This is a genomic window from Nesterenkonia sp., from assembly GCF_029265375.1.
GTDB lineage: Bacteria > Actinomycetota > Actinomycetes > Actinomycetales > Micrococcaceae > Nesterenkonia.
The window spans coordinates 20,678-40,301 of sequence record NZ_JAJUJJ010000011.1; the positions used below are offsets into that span (position 1 = coordinate 20,678).

Here is a 19,624-nt window from a genome sequence, read left to right on the forward strand (position 1 = left end):
CTGTGGCGCTGAGAGTACCGCGCAGCGCCTCCATAGCCGTGGGAAAAGCGGCCCGCACCCTGACCCGGTTGCGCGGAGGCTCCGGATCCGCATTCCCCGGCCTGGTGGTGGAGCGGATCGACCCCAGTTTTCTGGCCCGCACCCTGGCCCAGTTGCCCAAGGGCGTCGTCGTCGTCTCCGGCACCAATGGGAAGACCACCACCACCAAGATGGTGGTCGAGCTGCTGCGCGGCCAAGGGCTGAAGGTCCTCACCAACCGGTCGGGGTCCAACTTCACGCGCGGCGTCGTTGCCTCCCTGCTGGGGGAGATCAGCCTCACCGGACGGCTGGAGGCGGACATCGCCGTCCTGGAGCTGGACGAGGCCCACGCGGTGCACTTTGTGCGCGCAGTCAGGCCCCGGCACAGCCTGCTGCTGAACGTGATGCGCGACCAGCTGGACCGCTTCGGGGAGATCGACACCACCGCCGGGATGCTGCGCAGCATCGCCCAGACCACCACCGAGGGCGTGGTGCTCAACCGGGAGGACTCCCGCGTGGCGGGCATCGCCGAATCGCTCAGCGGGCAGCAGGTGCGCTACTTCGGCCTGGTGCCTGAGCTGCGCCGCCATTTCCCCTCCGACGACGAGCTCCACAGTGCCATCACACCTGACGCTGGTTCCGCGGGCGGAGAGACTCCGCCACGCTCTGGGCCGGCGCAGCCGACCACCACACCTGAAGGTGACGGCGTGCCTGACGGCGAGGAGCCCGTTGAACCCCCAGGCACCGGCATCATTTCCGCCGACTCGGCGGGGCTGCCCGAAGCCGATGTGCTGCTGACCGGGCTGGGCACCCAGCGCGGAAGCTTCCGCATCGGCGAGCAGGAGGTCACCACCGATCTGAAGGTCAACGGCGCCTACAACACCTACAACGCTGCGGCCGCACTGGCGCTGGTACGGATGGTGCTGGGCGAGGAGCTGGACCACCAGGCCCTGCTGCGCACTCTGGCGCAGGTCTCCCCCGCCTTCGGCCGGGGCGAGTCCCTCACGGTCGCCGGGGCGCCGGTAGACCTGGTGCTGGTGAAGAACCCGGCCGGCTTCCGGCTGGGGCTGAGCAGCTTCTCCGCCGATGGCGTGGCCACCATGATCGCCATCAATGACAACTACGCCGACGGGCGGGACATGAGCTGGCTCTGGGACGTCAGCTTCGACTCGCTCGCCGCTGAGGGAGTCGCCATGGTCTCCGGAGTGCGGGCCTACGATATGGCGCTGCGGCTGAGCTACGACCAGGTGAGCATTCAAGCAGTAGAGCCGGACCTGAAGACCGCCCTGGAGGCTTTCCTGGCCGCGCAACCGGGGCAGCCCAAGCGGATCTTCTGCACCTACACCGCCATGCTCGCGCTGCGGAAGCATCTGGCCGCCTACACCGATGTGGAGGCCTTCGCATGAGCAGCCGGAGCACCCAGCAGATCCACGTGGTGCAGCTTTATCCCCGGGATATGAACATCTACGGCGACTACGGCAACGCTCTGGTGCTGCAGCGCCGCATCGCCTGGTACGGCTACGAACCGGTGATGCACTCCTACGATCCCGGTGACGAGTTTCCCGCCCACGCCGACATCCTCATCGGCGGCGGGGGGCAGGACTCCGGGCAGGACCGCATCCAGCAGGACCTGCTCAGCATCGGTGAGCGGCTGCACTCCCTGGCTGAGGCCGGCACGCCCATGCTGATGATCTGCGGGCTCTACCAGCTCTTCGGGCACTACTTCGAAACCCGGCAGGGCCGCCGCATCCAAGGCATCGGCCTGCTGGATGTGACCACCTACGGCACCGACACCCGGCTGATCGGCAATGTGGTCGCCGAATCTGACCAGTTCGGTCAGATCATCGGCTACGAGAACCACTCCGGGCAGACCTACCTCGGCGACGACGCCCAGCCGCTGGCCCGGGTGGTCACAGGCGAGGGCAACAACGAACAGGACCCGCACGAGGGCGCCCGGCACCGCAATGTGCTCGGCAGCTATCTGCACGGCTCGCTGCTGCCGAAGAACCCCGCAGTGGCCGACTTCCTGATCGCCGCCGCCGTGCAGCAGAAGTTCGGCGACTCGCTGGGCGACCTGCAGGCGCCGGACACCGCGCCGGTGAGCCTGACCGAGCTCACCGAGAAAGCCCGGCGCAGCGCCGCCTCTCGCCCCCGCTGAGACCCTGCAGGGCACAGGGATGCCTCCCCAACCTGGGGTCAGATCCCGCGTCCGGATCCCGGTGCCGCGAGCCGCTGCCCACAGCCCGCTGCGGCAGCACCGTCGAGCTGACCTCCGGGCGGTTCCACGACTTCAGCCCCGCGTTCACCGAGGACGGGCAGTACCTGGTGCTGCTGTCCTCACGCACCTTCGACCCCGCCTATGATGAGCACTCCTTCGACCACTATTTCACCGGTTCGGTCCGGCCGTGGCTCATTCCGCTGGCCGCCTCCCAGCCTCCACCGTTCGGACCCAGCGCCGAGGGGTGGCCGCTGAGCGGCGGGGCAGCTGAGGCGGCCGCGGGGAAGGCTGCCGCTGGGGATGAGCACAGCGGACAGTCGACGACGCCGGCATCCGATGCGGACAGCGCGCCCGGCGAGCAGCCGCCGCGCAGCCCGGATGTGGACCCCGAGGCCGAGCAGCGGCTGGTGCCCTTCCCGGTGGCCTCAGACGCCTACCGGGACCTGCGCGCAGCCCGCGGCGGGGTGCTGTGGGTCAAAGAGTCCCGGGACGAGGGCGAGCTGGGGAGCCGGCGTGCCCAGGCATCCGGGGAGAAGACCCCCGATCAGCTCATCCGCTGGGACTTCGAATCCCGCAAGTCCCTGACCCTGGCGCAGAAGGTCACCAGCTACGCAGTCTGTAGCAGCGGGGAACGAGTCGTGGTCCGCCATGAGGACTCGGTGACCGTGGTGCCTGCGGTCCGGACGGTGGAGGAGGACGACGCCGAACGGGTCACCGTGGATCTGAGCCGGCTCCGGCTCCAGGTGGACCCGGCCGCCGAGTGGCGGCAGATGTTTGCCGAGACCCACCGCCTGATGGCCCAGCAGTACTGGCGCGAGGACATGGACGGAGTGGACTGGGACGCCGTCGGCCGCCGGTGGCGTCCGGTGGTGGAGAAGGTCCGCTGCCACAGCGACCTGACTGACCTGCTGTGGGAAATGGTCGGTGAGCTGAACACCTCCCACGCCTATGTGCTGCCTCAGGGGGAGGCTCCCGGAGCCGAGCGGGCCCTGGGCCTGCTGGGAGCCGATCTCAGCAGCTGCGATCACGGCTGGCGAATCGACCGGATTCTGCCCGGGGACTCCTCAGATCCGAAGGCTCGCTCCCCGCTGCTGGCCGCCGGGGTCGGCGCCCGGGAGGGGGATGTGATCACTGCAGTGGACGGGCACCCGGTGGACCCGGTGTCCGGCCCGGCCAAGCACCTGGTGGGCGCAGCCGAGAAGCCGGTGGAGCTGACACTGCGCCGGGAGGGTGCCGAGCGGCGGGTCGTCGTCGTACCGGTGGCCGATGAGGCTCCGCTGCGCTATCAGGACTGGGTGCGCTCACGCCGGGACTATGTGGCGGCAGCCTCCGGCGGCCGGCTGGGCTATGTGCATGTGCCGGATATGCAGTCCACCGGGTGGGCTCAGCTGCACCGGGACCTGCACAAGGCCTCCCGGGCCGAAGGGATCATTGCCGATATGCGGTTCAACGGCGGCGGCCACACGTCCCAGCTGGTGATCGAGAAGCTGGCCCAGCGCGTGGTGGCGTGGAACACCGTCCGCCATCAGCCCCAGGCGCTGCCGTATCCGGAGTCGGCCCGGCGCGGACCGGTGGTGCTGGTGGCCAATGAGTACTCCGGCTCCGACGGTGACATCGTCAACGCGGTGGCCCAGACCCTGGACATCGGGCCCGTGGTGGGGGTGCGGACCTGGGGCGGGGTGATCGGCATCGATGGGCGCTTCGACCTGGTCGACGGCACCAGGGTCACCCAGCCGAAGTACTCGTACTGGATCGGCCGCTACGGGTGGGGTGTGGAGAACCACGGGGTGGACCCGGACATCGAGGTTATCCATGATCCCGGCCAGCTCTTCACCGAAGAGGATCCGCAGCTGGACCGGGCCGTCGCTGAAGCGCTGCGCGGCTTGGAGCGGACTCCGGCGGCTGCCGCTCCGGATCTGCCGGCTCCACGGGTGGCCGATTCCGCCGGCTGAGGCCGGGCGGCGCCGCAGGGACCTGACAGAGGGCTACTTCCAGCGCATGGCCATGAACATTCCGATCATGATCACGCCGAAGCCGATGACAACATTCCAGCCCCCTGCGGCGCTGAGGGGCAGCTGGCCGCTGGTGACATACCAGGTGACAAGCCACAGCAGGCCCACGATCATCAGCCCGACCATTGTGGCCACGTACCAGCGGGGTGTGGACTCCTCTGCCTCGAGATCTTTGAAGTCGAAGGGCTCGGCGGAGTTCAGCGGTGAGGCCTCGGACGCCTCAGCGGCCGCGTCCTGGCCGCGCCTGCGGTTCTTCCGGTGTTTCGACTCTGGCACGTGGTGCTCCATAGATTGTGGGTATGCTGGTCTCCGCGCCATTCTACGCACAGTGGAGTATCGACCACGATGACCCTCACTACCCCCCGCCACCTGCCTCCGGCAGAACGTGCCGCCTGGTCCTCCCGGCCTGCTCGGCGTCCGCGGCGCAGCTGGAGCGCGCGCATCATCGGAGGCATCGGCGAGGTGCTGATCACCTTGGGCATTCTGGGTCTGCTGTTTGTGGTCTGGGAGCTGTGGTGGACCGGGATCGAGGCGGAATCTGACCGTCAGGACACGCTGGAGGAGTTCTACGCGCAGATGCCGCAGCCGCCGGGCGGCGAGTCTGCCGGCGAGTCCGCGGGCGATCAGGGGCCCCAGCCGGCCGATTTCGAGGTCTGCTACACCTTGGAGGACGGCACCGAGATCGGCTGCGCACCGATAATGGAGCAGCTGGCCTCCACCGGACAGGTGATGGCCACCCTCTATGCCCCCAGACTCGGTGATCAGTGGGCGGCTCCCGTGCGTGAGGGTGTGGCCGCCGAGCAGATCGACCGCGGCGGAGTGGGCCGCTATCCCAGCACTCAGATGCCCGATCAGCCGGGGAACTTTGCGGTGGCGGGCCACCGCAACACCTATGCCAGCATGCTCGGCAGGCAGGACGAGCTGCAGATCGGCGATCGGCTGTACCTGGTCTCCCCGGACGGGATGTACACCTATGAGGTTGCCCAGCGGCAGGTCGTCGCCCCTTCGCAGACCGAAGTGCTGGCACCGGTGCCCGGCCAGCCCGGTGTGGACCCAGAGACCGGCATGCTGACCCTGACCACCTGCCACCCGATGTACTCCAACGCCGAACGGCTGATCCACCATGCACAGATCGTGGACTTCACCCCCTTGGGCGGGGAAGTCCCGGACGAGCTGGCCCACCACGAGCCGATCCGCGAGATGTTCTACGCAGGAGGCGCCTGATGTACGCCTGGTTCTTCAACGAGGTCCTGCCCGGCCCGCTGTGGCTGCGCATCATTCTGGCGCTGCTGATTGTGGCCGGTATTGTGTTCCTCCTGATGGAGTACGCCTTCCCCTGGCTGAGCGAGTACAGCCCGCTGGGAGATGTCACGCTGGACGAAGAGGCCTGAGATGACTGAGACCAACCCGACGACGTCGCTGCCGGCCTGCGCCCAGACTCAGGACCGCCACATGCGCGACGACGCCCCGGACCTGGGCCGCGCGGCCCGGATCCTGGTGGTGGACAACTATGACAGCTTCGTCTACACCCTGGTGGGGTACCTGCGGGAGCTGGGTGCCGAAACCACCGTGATCCGCAATGATGATCTCCCTGCTCAGCAGGCCGCCGCGCTGGCCGCCGAGCACGACGGCGTACTGATCTCCCCGGGGCCGGGCACGCCTTCAGAGGCAGGCATCACCGTTGAGCTGATCCGCTGGTGCGAGCAGGCCCGCGAACCGATGCTGGGCGTCTGCCTGGGTCACCAAGGACTGGGAGAGGCATTCGGCGCCACCGTCAGTCACGCCGAGCAGCTGATGCACGGCAAGACCAGTCCGGTGACGCATACCGGCCACGCCTCCTTCGCCGGACTGCCGGAGACCTTCGAGGCCACCCGCTACCATTCGCTGGCGGTGGTGCCGGAGACGGTCCCCGAGATCCTGGAGGTCACCGCCACCACCGCGGACGGAGTCATTATGGGGCTGGCCCACCGCACCGCACCGCTGTGGGGAATGCAGTACCACCCGGAGTCGGTGCTGACCGAAGGCGGCTACCGCATGCTGGGCAACTGGTTGGAGGCCCTGGGTCAGCGCGGTGCCGCCGAATGCGCCGCGAGTCTGAATCCGATTCGCTGAGGAGTCCTCCGGCTGAGCCCCGGCACACACAGAGGCGGCCCCGTCCCTGGAGGGATGGGGCCGCCTCTGTGTCTCTGAGGAGCTGTCAGGCTGCCGGCTTGGGGGCCGGAACCTCCGCCTCAGTGGGCTTGGTGTCCGCATTGGTCTCCGCCTGGGCCGCCGGCTTCGGGGAGCTGGCGGGGGTGCGGGAGGAGACCGGCTCGGGCTTCTTCCACGGGTCCTCCACCGGCTGGGAGGCCCGCCAGGCGGCCACACCAGCAGTCACGCCGGCAGCCACCAGGCCGAAGATGAGCAGGCCCTTCTTCCGTGAGTTGGCCTTCTGCTGCTTCTTCAGCTCCTTGGCGGCACGCTTGGCGGCCTGCTCGGAGTTCTTCCGCAGCTTCTTGACGATCTTCTTATCCCCGGTGGCCCGGACCAGCGCCCGCTCCACCCGGGGGTCGACCTCCGCCTTGTGGATGAGCTTGGCGGTGCGGTCGGCGTAGCCTCCCAGCTTCGCTGAGGCTGCCGGGACGTACTTGGTGGTGAAGTCCGCCTTTGCGTCGTCGTACCGAGACATGACCTTCTGGATTTCCTTCTTAGCCTGCGGCGGCAGCTTGTCATACTGCGCGGCGATGCCGACTCCGGCCGCGCCGGAGAGTTCCTTGACCTTTGAACCGGCCACAGCTGCACCGTCGTTTACCGCATGCAGCGCTTTGGCCGAGGCGTCCTGAACCTTCGGAGCGCTCTTGCGGTAGGTTTTCTCCGCCCAGTCTGCGGTCGCGCCGAGCTTCGGCGCGGCCCACTCCTGGGCAGTTTCGACTCCGGCGAGCACCTTGTGCTCCCAGCTGTGGCTCGGTTTCTTCTTCTTACCGAACATGCATGTGCCTTCCGAATCAGGATGCGTTGCTTCCCTTAGCCTACGTCCTATCCAGTGCCCTGGGCTACGCATCGCGCCACTTGCGGGGGGTTCGCTCAGGTTTGTTTCGGATCTTTCCCAGCTGCACACACTTTTCCACAGGAGTTATCCCCAATGTGGAAAAACTACACGGGTGTAACTCCCCAGATCAGCACGTTTTCCACAGATTGCTGTGGAGATCTACCGTCAGAGAAGGATGGATTCGTAGGGACTCACCAGGCCGGAGCCCGCCCACGCGGCGGCCAGCAGCAGCACGCCCACACCGGCCAGCCCGCATGCCTGCCAGAGTCCGCGCAGACGCCCGCGGGGAGCATAGGCGATGATTCCGGCGCACAGCAGTCCGGTCAGCAGGCCGCCCAGATGGCCCTGCCACGAGATGTTGAGTCCGGGCATGAAGCCGATGACCATATTGACCGCCACCAGAGCCACCAGTCCCCCGGTCTGGGCTCCACTGGAGCGAAGCAGGATGAACAGGGCGCCGAAGAGCCCGAAGACTGCCCCGGATGCCCCGACTGTGTGCACCCAAGGATCCGAGAGGTACATCACCGCCACCGAGCCGCCCAGGGCGGAGAGCACCAGCAGTGCGGCGAAGCGCAGGCCTCCGACAGCTGGTTCCACCACGCGGCCGATGAACCACAGCGCCATCATGTTGAACAGGATGTGGATCGCGCTGGAGGGCGAATGCAGCACTGCAGAGGTCAGCATCCTCCAGGGCTCAGGGTCGGGGTACCAGGCGGCGGTGTAGACCGGGGCGTAGGCGAAGAGCCCAGTCACATCGGGAGCCTGTCCCAGAGGCGAGGGCAGATATACCGCGGCCAGCTGCAGCAGATACACCACTGCGCAGAGGGCGATGGCCGCATAGGTGACCATGGGCCTGTCGGAGCCTGTGCGGGCGCCGTACCGCGTGCGCTGGACCGGCCGGGCCCGTTGAGCCTGTTTCAGGCAGACCGGACAGTGGAATCCCACCGGGGCCTGGATCATGCAGGCAGAGCAGAGAGGCCTATCGCAGCGCTGACACTGCACATAGGCCTCTCTGTCCGGGTGCTGGAAGCAGGAGTTCACCGGTGCCCTCTTTCAGAGGCGGAAGCCGGTGCTCCTGCGGCGCGGAGGGTGCTCAGAGCTTGGTGACCTCGATAGTCGTGATCACCACGTCCTCGGTGGGGCGGTCGCGGCTATCGGTGCGCACCGAGTTCAGTTCATCGACCACCTTCTGGGACGCCTCGTCACGCACCTCGCCGAAGATGGTGTGACGGCCCTGCAGCCAGGTGGTCGGTACTGAGGTGATGAAGAACTGTGAGCCGTTGGTGCCGGGGCCGGCATTGGCCATGGCCAGCTTGTAGGGCTCGGTGAAGTCCAGCTCCGGGTGGATCTCATCCTTGAACTCGTAGCCGGGACCGCCCACGCCCAGGCCCAGGGGGTCACCGCCCTGGATCATGAAGTCTTTGATGATCCGGTGGAAGATCGTGCCGTCGTACAGCGGCGTGCCGGTCTTGTCCTCACCGGTCTCCGGGTGCTTCCACGACTTCTCCCCGGTGGCAAGGCCCACAAAGTTCTCCACAGTCACCGGGGCGTGGTGGCCGAAGAGCTCGACGACGACGTCGCCTGCAGTGGTCTTGATGGTCGCCTGATGCGTTGCAGTTGCTGTCATGGCCGCCATTCTTCCATTCCGGGCGTTCCGGTGCCGCACCGTTCACTCTCAGAGCAGTCGCCTCGGGACGGTCAGAGGCTGGAATCGAAGTCGCCGCCGTCCAGCAGCCAGTTGTAGCGCAGACGCAGGGCACGCTCCACCGAGGCGAGGACAGCGGCTGCGGTCAGCGCCCCATTGGCTCCGTCAGGAAGCTGCACCGGGGAGGTCCAGGTTCCGGTGTACTCGGCGATGAGGTCCCATCGGGTGACCAGTTCGATCAGTTGCGGGACGCCGAGCAGGAGAGCTATCACTAAGATCGCCAGGGACCCGATCCCGATCCACCTGCTGAGCACCGGCCGGCGGCGATCCAAGGCGGCACGGTGACCCTCTGCAGAGTCAGGATCCGGTGTCAGCTGACTGGTGGTGCCGTCCTCACTCACGTAGTGGCAGCGCTTCAGGCCCATAGCTCCCATCGCCACCTCGATGTGCCCGCCGGGCACTGGGAAGGCGGTCGGGAGTTTCGATCTGGCGTGGTGCGCACCTTGAACGTAGAGGTCTGCCGCGGCCTCGTTGAGCAGATAGTCCCAGTAATTGACATTCACTGCGTAGGTTCGCTCAGCACCATCAGCAGCGGGAATGCTCACGTAGAACAGTCCCCTGGACAGCCACTGCCACCACCTGTACGGCTTCAGCGGGCGGCCGTCTCCAGGCTTGACCCGCTGCACCGCCCGACGGCGCCTCCACTGTTTGAACACACCTTCAGGTTAGCGAGCTGCACCGCGCAGCGGATCATCCCTCTGGGGATTTCATCCCCGGTCCCCCGGCCCCGCTGCTGAGGCAGCTCACCGCTGCAGGGGGCTGCGCAGCAGACTGGGTTCCCGGTCAGCCCGGCATGAGAGGTTATGTTTTGACACTTTGCGGTTCAATCAATGAACTGCGGCCGTAGAATAACCGTCATGGCCGACCGACGAACCTACCCCGATTCCTGCGGCATGGCCCAGGCGTTGAACATTATCGGTGAGCGCTGGGCGATGCTGGTGGTCCGCGAGCTGCTGCTGGGACCGAAGCGCTTTGCCGACCTGAACCGCGAGCTGCCCGGAATCAGCAAACCGGTGCTCAGCCAGCGGCTGGATGATCTTCAGGAGCGCGGGGTGCTTCGACGTCGGAGGTTGGACCCACCGGTCTCCGCGTGGGTGTACGAGCTGACCGAGTGGGGCGCTGAGCTGGAGCCGGTGGTGATGGAATTGGGGCGCTGGGGTGCTCGCTCGCCCTTCTTCGATATGAACCAGCCCCTCAGCTGCGCCTCGGCGGCCATGTCCATGCGGACCATGTTCTCCCCGGAGGCCGGCGAGCATCTGGAGGTCTCAGTGGACTTCGATCTGGGTGCCGAGCGGCTGCACGCTGAGGTCAGGCACGGTCAGCTTCAGGTGCAGCGGGCTGCCGGCGAAGGCATGCCCCTCGCCGATGCGGCTGTGAGCACCACACCGGAGTCTCTGGCCGCAATGCTCTACGCCGGACTCGCCATCGAAGACGCCGAGTCATCCGGAGCGGCCAAAGTATCCGGCGACCGTGAATCACTGCGCGCCTTTCTCACGTGCTTCCGGCTCCCCGGGCCGGCGAAGACATCCGAGCCGCTGAGAAGAGTCCATGCCCGCGCGTCAGCGGCTGACCGCTCCGAAGACCTCCGCGCCCGCTCTCGTCCGGTACTGGACAGTCGTTCTCCCGAGGAGATTCTCGGTTTTGACGACGATGGTCTGCCGACATGAAACAGGTCGTTCTTGACACTTCTGCCCTTAAGGCGGTCCTTCTGGGTGCACAAACTGTTGAAGCTCCTGTCCTGTGAGATCGAGCCTTTCACTGTTTCGCATGCTCGCACCGCCCATCAGGGGTGGAAGCGTTTCGGCAAGGGCCGCCATGAGGCGGGCGTGAATCTAGGGGACTGCTGCGCCTACGGCCTGGCCGAGTCATCGGGCGCCAGCCTGCTGTTCAAAGGAGAGGACTTCTCCAAGACAGACATTGCAGCCGTTCTGAGCTAGTGCGCTCGGCCACCTTGAGGCAATAGGGGCGCACGACAGCATGATGGTAAGTAATTAGTACCTAACTGTTGTGTTGAGCAACTCTTGCGAGTAGCGTGAGCCATGCCACCCCGATCGGCAGCTCAGGAGCTTTGCGATGTCCCACCCGATCGTCCATTTCGAGATCATCAGCACCGACCCCGACCGTCTCCAGGAGTTCTACTCCACGGTCTTTGACTGGAGCTTTCAGAATCGGTTCGTCTCCGCCGACTCCGCAGGCATCAACGGAAATCTTGATGCCGGGGAGGAGGAAGAGCAGCGTCTGACCCTGTATGCCGCCGTCGACGACGTCGAAGCGGCCCTGCAGCGGGCGGAGGCGGCAGGCGGCGAGCGCATCATGGGACCGCACACAGTGGCACCCGGGGAGCTCGTGGTCGGCCGTTTCCGCGATCCGTTGGGGAATCTCATCGGCGTCGCCGGAGAGAAGTGACCCATGGGCCGCGTCGTCGTGGACATTTCGATGTCCGTGGACGGATACATCACCGGCCCCAACCCTGGCCCGGAGCACGGCCTGGGGGTTGGCGGAGAGGACCTGCATAGATGGGTCTTCCATTCGGAGAACTCTCCGGATGACCGCCAGTTCCTGGAAGCGGCGGATCAGCACGGGGCGGTGATTATGGGCCGGCGGACCTTCGATTTCGTGGATGGTCCGAACGGGTGGGACGACGAGGTCAGTTACGCCTATGACCACGATCTCCCCGGCCGACCGCCGATCTATGTGGTGACACACCAAGCGCCGGAGTCAACCCGTCTGACCGGCTTCACCTTCATCACCGACGGTATCGGCGCGGCAGCGGAGGCGGCCCAGCAGACCGCCGGCGAGCGCGACACCGTCATCATGGCCGGCGCCGATGTCATCGACCAGGCGCTGGTCGCCGGCTTGGTGAATGACCTGCGCGTCCACCTCTCCCCGGTGCTGATGGGAGCCGGGACCAAACTGTTCGAGCTGGTCACCAGCAAGGTCTCTCTGACCCAGAGCGACGTTGTGGTGACGCCATATGCCACCCACCTGACCTACCGGGTCACCTGAGCACTGCGCGCCGGGAGAGCGGGCGCAGGAGGGCATCACTATGAGACTGACAGTCAATATTCAGGTCTCCGTGGACGGGGTCTACCAGTCCAACGGGGGCCGGCATCGCGATCTCGATCCCGGGATGGAACGCGGCGGGTGGGCCCGGCCATTGTTCGACGAGGACTCGATGGCCTATGTCAGCGACTACTACCAGCGGGCCGATGCCTTCCTGTTCGGCCGGCGCACCGACGAGATGTTCGCCAGGTCCTGAGGCTCCGGCAGCTGGGGGCCTGACAGAGGGGATAACCTCATTTCCAACGCGCTGAATACCCGGCGCAAGTACGTCGTCTCCACGACGCTCACCGAGCCGAGCTGGGCGAATACGACCGTGGTGTCCGGTGACATAGCTGCATCTCTTCGCAGCCTGAAGAGCGGGTCCGAGGGCGAACTGCAGGTGCACGGCAGCGGTGCTCTGACCCGTTGGCTGCTTGCGAACGATCTCGTCGACGAGCTCACTCTGCTCGTGGTCCCGGTGATCGTCGGTCAGGGCGACCACCTGTTCCCGCAGGACGGCCCCGATCTGGCTCTCGAACTCCTCAAGACACATGCTTTCTGCCGGGGCATCGTCCCGCAGACCTACCGGCCGGCCGGAGCGCCGCAGTGCGCCTCCGATCCCACCACCTGAGCGAGGCCAGCATGACCGCAGAGATGACCGCGCTGTTCACCGTCTTCTCGGTCACCGACCAGAAGGCCTCGAGCAGCTGGTATGAGGTCCTTTTCAACCGACCCGCCGATCAGGTGATCGGCGATGAACTGATGTGGATGATCAGCGAGTCAGCATGGCTGGTGAGCCGGCAGGAGCCGGGCCGGGCAGGCGGCGGTGAGGTGACCATGGAAGTGCGCGGCCTGGACCGCATCCTGACGCGCGTGGATGCGGTCCAATCCGACCGGGACCCCGTGGAGACCTACAGCAACGGAGTGCGCCACGTAGTGATCCGCGATCCAGACGGAAACCGTATCGCTCTGGCCGCTCCACCAGAGGCCTGAGGCGGTGTACGCCACATGGACGAACTCACCCAAGCGACCGCATGTACTCAGTCCTGCGGCGCGCGGGCTGTGCGCAGCGGAGTGGCAAGCACCACGACGACGGCGACCGCAAAGATCAGGATCATCCACCAGATGGTGACCCGGTAACCCAGCAGTCCGGCCAACACTCCGCCCAGCAGCGACCCCACCACGGCCATAGTCCGGTTGGCCGAGCGCATCGTGGCATTGAGCCGTCCGAGCATCGACGGTGCGGTGACCGCCTGCCGGTACCCCAGTTCCGCCGGATCTTCGAAGCCGATGCTGAATCCATAGAGCATCTTGGCCCCGGCCAAACACACCACAGCCCAGGGTTCGGCGTGGGGCACCAGGGCCACGCCGATCCACGCCAATGGGGTGATGGTCTTTCCGATCAGGATGGTGCGTCCTTCGCCCAGCCGCCGAACCGCAGCCGGAGCGCAGAAAGCACCCAAGAGTCCGCCCACGCCCACGCCCACGCAGGCCAGCATCACGCCGTAGAGAACGGGACTGAGCCCCAGCTCGCGCAGCGCGTAGAGCGCGAAGACCGTCATTGCCGCGCTGTTGGCGATGAACCATATGTGGGTGGAGATCCCCAGCGGGGCAAGCGTGCGGTGACGGTAGACGAAAGCCAGCCCCTGGCCGATGCTGCGGAGGACTCTGGATCCTGCCGGTCCATCTGTTCGCCGTTCCTGCACCTGGACGGTGGTCATCAGCAGTGCTGCCGCCAGGTGGCTCAGGGCGGCGATGAGAAGGGTCGCCGGCGCGGAGATCCAGCTCACCAGTGCGCCGCCCACGGCCGGCCCCGAGGTTTGGGCCACTGTTCCGGACTGTCCGAACCGCGCATTGGCGGTGACCAGCAGCGGCCGCGGCACCAGATCCGGAATGATGGACTGCTCTGCGGCCGCGCTGAAGACGCTGAGCACGCCGACGGCGAAGAGCGCCACGGCCAGCAGCGGCAGAGTGAGGTGTCCGGTCAGCGCCAGCAGCGGTACGGCAAGCATCCCGAGCGCAGCTCCCAGATGTGTCCAGATCAGCGGGGTCGGCGGGCTCCGCCATGACGGGGGCTCCTAGCTGCTGGTGGCCTGAGGCGAGCCTACATCTAGCATGTAGCACGTGACGGACTTCTCCTCCCCGGCGGCCGATGATCGTGTGCCCAAGTTCGTGCGTCAGCTGGGACTTCCTGGGCTGGCCGATATCCATGTTCACTTTCTGCCCGAGAGGATGCAGCAGAAGGTGTGGAACTACTTTGACCAGGCTGAGCAGTCCTACGGCACCCCCTGGCCCATCCGCTACCGCTGGCCTGGGCTGCAGCGGCTGAGGCATCTGCGCCGCCTGGGACTGCGTGCGGTACCGGCCCTGACCTACCCTCACAAGCCGGGCATGGCCGACTGGCTGAACCAGTGGAACGCCCAGTTCGCGAACGAGCACAGCGATGTGCTGCGCTGCGCCACGTTCTACCCCGAACCCGGCGCCGCCGAGGTGGTGCGTCAGGCTGTGCAGGCAGGAGCCCGGCTGTTCAAGGCCCACGTGCAGGTTGGCGAGTACGACCCGACTGATCGGCTCCTGGACCCGGTGTGGGGCCAGCTGGCGGATCAGCAGATCCCGGTGGTGATCCACGCAGGCTCAGCCCCGCTGCGGGGACAGCACACCGGCGCTGAGCCTATTGCCCGGCTGCTTGACGACCACCCGAGCCTGGTGCTGGTCATTGCTCATATGGGGATGCCGGAATATCACGAGTTCGCCGACCTGGCCGAACAGTACGACGGCGTCCACTTGGATACCACCCTGGCGTTCACCGACTTTGCCGAATCACTCGCCCCAGTGCCGGCGGGCTACAGAGCGCGACTGGCAGAACTCCGGGACAAGATCGTGCTGGGCAGCGACTTTCCCAATATTCCCCACCCCTATGCTGACCAGGTGGAGGCGCTGGTGAGGCTGGGCCTGGGGGATCAGTGGCTGCGCCACGTGCTCTGGCGCAACGGCGCCCGGCTCATGGGCCTCAGCGACGGCGTCTGACGTCTGCGCTGTTGGTACTGCAGTGAGGGCCAGCATGCGTGCGAACCCATAAACCTGCTCCCGAATTTTATGATTTGGATCAGTATCCCATAACAACCGGCAGGATGGTTATGGCATCCGTTCCTTACCCACAACGTAAACATGTTCCGTCCATCCTGCACTGAGCGGGAGAGGGTGTTATGCGCACTAAGTCCTACTACCTGGTGCGCACCCTGGAGGAGCACCTGGAAGAGACCGAGTACGTCTACGGCCTGGAGCGTGATGCTGAGGCCGCCCGTCGCGGTGAGCTGGAGACCAAGCCCCTGAGTGACCTCTGGGACGAGCTGGGCGTCACCGCCGAGGACGAGCACGAGAGCACCGTCTGAGTGGCCGAAGAAGCAAAGTGGTGAACCTTCGAGTACACCAACAAGGCAGAGAAGGCCCTCAGGAAGCTGAATAAGCCTGTCCTGAGTCGGATCAAGAAGTACCTGGACGAAGTTGCTGAGCTGGAGAACCCCCGCGACCGAGGCAAGCCGCTGACGGCGAATAAAGCAGGACTGTGGTCCTACCGCCAGGGCGGCTGGCGAGTCGTCTGTGACATCCGGGACGAGAAGCTGGTTGTTCTGATCGTGGACGCAGGGCCCCGCAACAGCATCTACGACGACTAGCCTCCGACGGCAACGCGCGATCAAGACAAACGACTAGCCAACCAGGCGCTGACCACCGGCATCGAGATACACGAAGACGAAAGGGAGATGGCCCGGCTCTCTGAACCGTTCGCCGGCCTGACACCTTCTTCGGCGTCTGCCGATGTCGGTGTTCAAATACATCCAAAATTGTGGAGGCAAGGGGACTCGAACCCCTAACCCTCTGCTTGCAAAGCAGATGCGCTACCAATTGCGCCATGCCCCCGTGCAGGGTTGTTCACTCAGCTCCTGACGGAGTCGGTGGCTTGGTCCCAGACCTGCCTAGTCTCCTCGGAGCGCTTCCATTCGCGATACGCCAGGAATCCGGCGACCGCGGCAGCGGTGAGGAGCAGACGTTTCATAGAACCTTCCCAGCGCCCACACCGTGGGCGAGTGAACGAGTGGGCGTACGTGGACTTGAACCACGGACCTTCACATTATCAGTGTGACGCTCTAACCGCCTGAGCTATACGCCCGAAACCTCTTCAAGGGGACACTCCGAAGAGCGACCACTACACATTACACCAGTACCTCGGCAGGCAACAACTCAGTCGTCTGTGAGGGTGACTCCGATACCTCCGACCAGTGAGGCCGACAGGTTGTAGAGCACCGCCGAGAGCATGGACAGCACCGTGAGCAGCACCACGTTGATCACCGCGATGATAGTGGCGAAGGAGGCCACCTGACCCACCGTCACCAACTCTTCGATGGCGAAGGCCGGGCCGCCGTCCTCTGAGCCGAGCACCTGGCTGGCCAGATCATTGACCCGGCCGAAGATACCGGTGATGTCCATAGCTGACCACAGAGTCACCGCACAGACCACCGTCATAATGCCCAGGGCCACCGACAGCAGGAAGCTCATTTTCAACACTGACCACGGGTCCACCTTGGAGACCAGAAGCCGGGCCTTGCGCACCTTCGCCTTGGGAGTCGGGCGCACCAGGTGAGGCTGGGGCCTGCCGGCCGGACGCTGGGCCGAGCCGGGGCGCGGCTGCGGGCGGGCCGCCGGACGGCCGCCGCCAGCGCGCTGCTGGCCGCCGGGGGCGTGGGGACGCGGGCGGGGCCTCGGAGCTGTCTGGGTGCCTGCACCGGGCTTAGCTGCAGCAATCGTCTCCGTGGGCTGGGAGGCGCGGGGCCGCGGCGCCGGGAAGCGGCCGGTTCCCTGCGACGAGCCGGACTGGCTTCCCTGGCCGCCGTTGCTTGCGCTCACAGTTGACCTCCATGGGGAGAGAAAGTCTTGTTCATCGTCAGACCACGGTACTGCATGGAACTACTCGGAGCTTCCAGATTCCTGAACCTCAGCTTCAGGCGTGACCTGGGTCTCGTCTGTGGCCTGGTCACTGCTGTGGCCTTCCGTGTCCTCGCCGGTGGCGGCCAGGGTGGCTCCGGAGGACTTGGCGACCTTCAGGATCCGGTCATTCTTCCGCGGTTTGGCGAAGATGACACCCATGGTGTCGCGTCCGCGAGGCGGAACGCCGGAGACTGACGAGCGCACCACGTTCCCCGAGCTCATGACCACCAGGACTTCGTCGTCCTCCTCCACGATCATCGCCCCGACCAGGTTGCCGCGGTCCTCCACGAACTTGCCGACCTTGATGCCCAGTCCGCCGCGACCCTGGATCCGGTACTCGTCCACATGGGTCCGTTTGGCGTAGCCGCCCTCGGTGACGACAAAGACGTAGGAGTCCTCGGTGACGACGTCGGCGGTGAGCAGCTCGTCGTCCTCGCGGAACTTCATACCCGTCACCCCGGAGGTGGCCCGGCCCATGGGCCGCAGCGCCTCATCGGTGGCGGTGAACCGCAGCGACTGCCCCCTGCGGGAGACCAGCATCAGATCATCCTGGGCGGAGATGAGTTTGGCAGAGACCAACTCGTCGTCCTCGCGCAGGTTGATGGCGATCACTCCGGCCTGGCGCGGGGAGTCGTAGTCGCGCAGCCGGGTCTTCTTCACCAGGCCGCCCTTGGTGGCCAGCACCAGGTAGTCGGCGTCGTCATAGCTCTTCAGGGTCAGCACCCCAGCGATGTGCTCATCGGGCTGGAAGGCCACCACATTGGCCACATGCTGGCCCTTGGAGTCGCGGCCGGCTTCCATGAGGTCATAGCACTTGGTGCGGTAGACCCGGCCCAGGTTGGTGAAGAACAGAATCCACTGGTGGGTGGTGGTGACGAAGAAGTGCTCCACCACGTCCTCGGCGCGCAGCTGAGCGCCGCGCACTCCCTTTCCGCCGCGGTTCTGGGCGCGGAAATTGTCGATTCTGGTGCGTTTGACGTAGCCGTCGCGGGTGATGGAGACGACCACGTCCTCCTCCGGAATGAGGTCCTCCATGGACATATCGGCGTCGTAGCCGCGCAGCACGTGGGTGCGGCGCTCATCTCCGTGGCGCTCGACAATGCCGTCCAGCTCATCGCCGATGATCTGGCGCTGACGGTCCTCGGAGGCCAGGATCTCCTTGAAGTCGGCGATCATGCTCATCAGCTCGTCGTACTCCTCCTGGAGACGCTGACGCTCCAGTGCGGCCAGCTTGCGCAGCTGCATGTCCAGGATGGCCTGGGCCTGATCGTCGTCGATCTCCAGCAGGGCCTTCAGGTTCTGCCGGGCCACCTCCACTGTGGAGGACTCGCGGATGGTGGAGATCACCCGGTCCAGATCGTCCAGGGCCTTGAGCAGGCCCACCTTGATGTGGGCCTCGCGCTCGGCCTTCTCCAGCCGGAACCGGGTGCGCCGGACGATGACGTCCATTTGGTGGGTGACCCAGTGGTGGATGAAGGCGTCCAGGCTGAGGGTTCGCGGCACCCCGTCCACCAGGGCGAGCATATTGGCGGAGAAGTTCTCCTGCAGCGAGGTGTGCTTGTACAGATTGTTCAGCACCACCTTGGCCACTGCATCGCGCTTGAGCACAATGACCAGGCGCTGTCCGGTGCGTCCGGAGGACTCATCGCGGATCTCGGCGATCCCGGCGACCTTGCCGTCCTTGACCAGCTCGGCGATCTTCACCGCCAGCCGGTCCGGATTGGCGTGGTATGGCAGCTCAGTGACCACCAGGCAGGTGCGGCCGGCGATCTCCTCCACATTAACCACCGCGCGCATGGTGATCGACCCGCGGCCGGTGCGGTAGGCCTCTTCGATGCCCTTGGTGCCCAGGATCTGGGCGCCGGTGGGGAAATCGGGGCCCTTGATCCGCTCCAGCAGAGCCTCCAGCAGCTCCTCGCGGCTGGCCTGCGGATTGGCCAGGTACCACTTGACGCCCTCGGCCACCTCACGCAGGTTGTGCGGCGGAATATTCGTGGCCATACCCACCGCGATGCCGGAGGAGCCGTTGACCAGCAGGTTGGGGAACCGGGAGGGCAGGACCACCGGCTCCTGCTGCTTGCCGTCGTAGTTGTCCTGGAAGTCGACGGTGTTCTCATTGATATCCCGGACCATCTCCATGGCCAGCGGAGCCATCTTGGTCTCGGTGTATCGCGGAGCTGCGGGGCCGTCGTCGCCCGGGTTTCCGAAGTTGCCCTGACCGGCGGCCAACGGATAGCGCATCACCCAGTCCTGGATGAGCCGGGCCAAGGCATCGTAGATGGCCGAGTCGCCGTGCGGGTGGTAGTTGCCCATCACGTCCCCGACCACACGCGCGCATTTGTTGAAGCTGCGGTCCGGGCGGTAGCCGCCGTCGTACATCGCGTAGAGCACCCGGCGGTGGACCGGCTTCAGGCCGTCGCGCACATCCGGCAGCGCACGCCCGACGATCACCGCCATGGCGTAGTCCAGGTAGGACCGCTTCATCTCCGTCTGCAGGTCCACCTGACGGACCCGGTCGGAGAGGGCCGCAGCCACATCAGCAGGGGGGAGATCGGGGGTCTGCTCAGATCCCTCGGGGGGCAGGTTCTCGCTCATCAGTGAAGTTCTCTCTCAGCTGT

Annotated in this window: 24 protein-coding genes, 2 tRNA genes and 1 pseudogene; 16 read left to right on the forward strand and 11 right to left on the reverse strand. The window is 65.9% G+C overall.

Annotated features, from left to right (window positions below; all coding sequences use genetic code 11):
* Positions 1–2: 2 nt before the first annotated feature.
* The 3 genes from Q1K09_RS06165 (at position 3) to Q1K09_RS06175 (ending at position 4,188) form a co-directional block, all read left to right on the forward strand.
* Complete coding sequence (locus Q1K09_RS06165; protein ID WP_300344032.1) at positions 3–1,424, forward strand: Mur ligase family protein; 1,422 nt, start codon at positions 3–5, stop codon at positions 1,422–1,424.
* Positions 1,421–2,176 (forward strand): glutamine amidotransferase, encoded by a 756-nt coding sequence (locus Q1K09_RS06170; protein ID WP_300344034.1) that lies wholly within the window; start codon positions 1,421–1,423, stop codon positions 2,174–2,176. The genes Q1K09_RS06165 and Q1K09_RS06170 overlap by 4 nt, the downstream gene beginning before the upstream one ends.
* A 167-nt stretch (positions 2,177–2,343) precedes the next feature.
* Entirely contained in the window at positions 2,344–4,188 is a 1,845-nt protein-coding gene (locus Q1K09_RS06175) for a S41 family peptidase (protein WP_300344036.1), read from the forward strand.
* A 33-nt stretch (positions 4,189–4,221) separates the two neighbouring features.
* On the opposite strand, the gene Q1K09_RS06180 is transcribed toward Q1K09_RS06175, so the two are convergent.
* Positions 4,222–4,524: a cell division protein CrgA gene (locus tag Q1K09_RS06180; RefSeq protein ID WP_300344038.1), complete on the reverse strand. Its 303-nt coding sequence runs from the start codon at positions 4,522–4,524 to the stop codon at positions 4,222–4,224.
* A gap of 69 nt (positions 4,525–4,593) precedes the next feature.
* On the opposite strand from Q1K09_RS06180, the gene Q1K09_RS06185 reads away from it, so the two are divergent.
* The 3 genes from Q1K09_RS06185 to Q1K09_RS06195 all read left to right on the forward strand — a co-directional run bounded on the left by Q1K09_RS06185 (position 4,594) and on the right by Q1K09_RS06195 (position 6,360).
* Positions 4,594–5,472: a class E sortase gene (locus Q1K09_RS06185; RefSeq protein WP_300344040.1), complete on the forward strand. Its 879-nt coding sequence runs from the start codon at positions 4,594–4,596 to the stop codon at positions 5,470–5,472.
* Positions 5,472–5,639, forward strand: a complete 168-nt coding sequence (locus Q1K09_RS06190) for a hypothetical protein (RefSeq protein WP_300344042.1) — start codon at positions 5,472–5,474, stop codon at positions 5,637–5,639. Before Q1K09_RS06185 ends, Q1K09_RS06190 begins: the two co-directional genes overlap by 1 nt.
* Before the next feature lie 61 nt (positions 5,640–5,700).
* On the forward strand, positions 5,701–6,360 hold the full coding sequence (locus Q1K09_RS06195) for a gamma-glutamyl-gamma-aminobutyrate hydrolase family protein (protein ID WP_300344112.1): 660 nt from the start codon (positions 5,701–5,703) through the stop codon (positions 6,358–6,360).
* A gap of 85 nt (positions 6,361–6,445) precedes the next feature.
* On the opposite strand, the gene Q1K09_RS06200 is transcribed toward Q1K09_RS06195, so the two are convergent.
* From Q1K09_RS06200 to Q1K09_RS06215, 4 genes are all read right to left on the reverse strand, one after another.
* A complete protein-coding gene (locus Q1K09_RS06200) occupies positions 6,446–7,216 on the reverse strand; it encodes a hypothetical protein (RefSeq protein WP_300344044.1) in 771 nt (256 codons plus the stop codon).
* A 225-nt stretch (positions 7,217–7,441) separates the two neighbouring features.
* The gene (locus Q1K09_RS06205) at positions 7,442–8,236 is read right to left on the reverse strand and encodes a rhomboid family intramembrane serine protease (RefSeq protein WP_300344046.1); all 795 of its coding nucleotides are present in this window, start codon (positions 8,234–8,236) and stop codon (positions 7,442–7,444) included.
* Positions 8,237–8,369: 133 nt separating this feature from the next.
* The gene (locus tag Q1K09_RS06210; protein ID WP_300344048.1) at positions 8,370–8,903 is read right to left on the reverse strand and encodes a peptidylprolyl isomerase; all 534 of its coding nucleotides are present in this window, start codon (positions 8,901–8,903) and stop codon (positions 8,370–8,372) included.
* Positions 8,904–8,974: 71 nt separating this feature from the next.
* The gene (locus tag Q1K09_RS06215; protein WP_300344049.1) at positions 8,975–9,637 is read right to left on the reverse strand and encodes a hypothetical protein; all 663 of its coding nucleotides are present in this window, start codon (positions 9,635–9,637) and stop codon (positions 8,975–8,977) included.
* 201 nt (positions 9,638–9,838) lie between these two features.
* On the opposite strand from Q1K09_RS06215, the gene Q1K09_RS06220 reads away from it, so the two are divergent.
* From Q1K09_RS06220 to Q1K09_RS06250, 7 genes are all read left to right on the forward strand, one after another.
* Positions 9,839–10,648 carry a winged helix-turn-helix transcriptional regulator gene (locus Q1K09_RS06220; protein WP_300344051.1) on the forward strand — a complete coding sequence of 270 codons (810 nt, stop codon included), beginning with the start codon at positions 9,839–9,841 and terminating at the stop codon, positions 10,646–10,648.
* 45 nt (positions 10,649–10,693) lie between these two features.
* Positions 10,694–10,918, forward strand: a complete 225-nt coding sequence (locus Q1K09_RS06225) for a type II toxin-antitoxin system VapC family toxin (protein WP_300344052.1) — start codon at positions 10,694–10,696, stop codon at positions 10,916–10,918.
* Between the two features lie 136 nt (positions 10,919–11,054).
* Positions 11,055–11,387 (forward strand): VOC family protein, encoded by a 333-nt coding sequence (locus Q1K09_RS06230; protein ID WP_300344053.1) that lies wholly within the window; start codon positions 11,055–11,057, stop codon positions 11,385–11,387.
* A gap of 3 nt (positions 11,388–11,390) precedes the next feature.
* On the forward strand, positions 11,391–11,987 hold the full coding sequence (locus Q1K09_RS06235) for a dihydrofolate reductase family protein (protein ID WP_300344054.1): 597 nt from the start codon (positions 11,391–11,393) through the stop codon (positions 11,985–11,987).
* 40 nt (positions 11,988–12,027) lie between these two features.
* The gene (locus Q1K09_RS06240; RefSeq protein ID WP_300344055.1) at positions 12,028–12,240 is read left to right on the forward strand and encodes a hypothetical protein; all 213 of its coding nucleotides are present in this window, start codon (positions 12,028–12,030) and stop codon (positions 12,238–12,240) included.
* 51 nt (positions 12,241–12,291) lie between these two features.
* On the forward strand, positions 12,292–12,654 hold the full coding sequence (locus Q1K09_RS06245) for a dihydrofolate reductase family protein (RefSeq protein WP_300344113.1): 363 nt from the start codon (positions 12,292–12,294) through the stop codon (positions 12,652–12,654).
* Between the two features lie 11 nt (positions 12,655–12,665).
* Positions 12,666–13,016 (forward strand): VOC family protein, encoded by a 351-nt coding sequence (locus Q1K09_RS06250; protein WP_300344056.1) that lies wholly within the window; start codon positions 12,666–12,668, stop codon positions 13,014–13,016.
* Positions 13,017–13,063: 47 nt separating this feature from the next.
* Here the strand turns inward: Q1K09_RS06250 and Q1K09_RS06255 are convergent, their stop codons facing one another.
* Positions 13,064–14,068 carry an MFS transporter gene (locus tag Q1K09_RS06255; RefSeq protein WP_366909107.1) on the reverse strand — a complete coding sequence of 335 codons (1,005 nt, stop codon included), beginning with the start codon at positions 14,066–14,068 and terminating at the stop codon, positions 13,064–13,066.
* Between the two features lie 79 nt (positions 14,069–14,147).
* On the opposite strand from Q1K09_RS06255, the gene Q1K09_RS06260 reads away from it, so the two are divergent.
* From Q1K09_RS06260 to Q1K09_RS06270, 3 genes and pseudogenes are all read left to right on the forward strand, one after another.
* On the forward strand, positions 14,148–15,050 hold the full coding sequence (locus tag Q1K09_RS06260; RefSeq protein ID WP_300344057.1) for an amidohydrolase family protein: 903 nt from the start codon (positions 14,148–14,150) through the stop codon (positions 15,048–15,050).
* 179 nt (positions 15,051–15,229) lie between these two features.
* On the forward strand, positions 15,230–15,415 hold the full coding sequence (locus Q1K09_RS06265) for a hypothetical protein (RefSeq protein WP_300344058.1): 186 nt from the start codon (positions 15,230–15,232) through the stop codon (positions 15,413–15,415).
* A gap of 42 nt (positions 15,416–15,457) precedes the next feature.
* A pseudogene (locus tag Q1K09_RS06270) lies at positions 15,458–15,697 on the forward strand (type II toxin-antitoxin system RelE/ParE family toxin); the annotation flags it as partial.
* 171 nt (positions 15,698–15,868) lie between these two features.
* Here the strand turns inward: Q1K09_RS06270 and Q1K09_RS06275 are convergent.
* From Q1K09_RS06275 to gyrA, 5 genes are all read right to left on the reverse strand, one after another.
* Positions 15,869–15,941 (reverse strand) — tRNA-Ala (locus Q1K09_RS06275).
* A gap of 16 nt (positions 15,942–15,957) precedes the next feature.
* Positions 15,958–16,077 (reverse strand): DLW-39 family protein, encoded by a 120-nt coding sequence (locus tag Q1K09_RS06280; RefSeq protein ID WP_300344059.1) that lies wholly within the window; start codon positions 16,075–16,077, stop codon positions 15,958–15,960.
* Between the two features lie 40 nt (positions 16,078–16,117).
* A tRNA-Ile gene (locus Q1K09_RS06285) sits at positions 16,118–16,191 on the reverse strand.
* Positions 16,192–16,262: 71 nt separating this feature from the next.
* Positions 16,263–16,925, reverse strand: coding sequence for a DUF3566 domain-containing protein (locus tag Q1K09_RS06290; RefSeq protein ID WP_300344061.1), 663 nt, complete (start codon positions 16,923–16,925; stop codon positions 16,263–16,265).
* A 60-nt stretch (positions 16,926–16,985) separates the two neighbouring features.
* Positions 16,986–19,601 (reverse strand): DNA gyrase subunit A, encoded by a 2,616-nt coding sequence (gyrA, locus tag Q1K09_RS06295; protein WP_300344063.1) that lies wholly within the window; start codon positions 19,599–19,601, stop codon positions 16,986–16,988.
* Positions 19,602–19,624 lie beyond the last annotated feature (23 nt).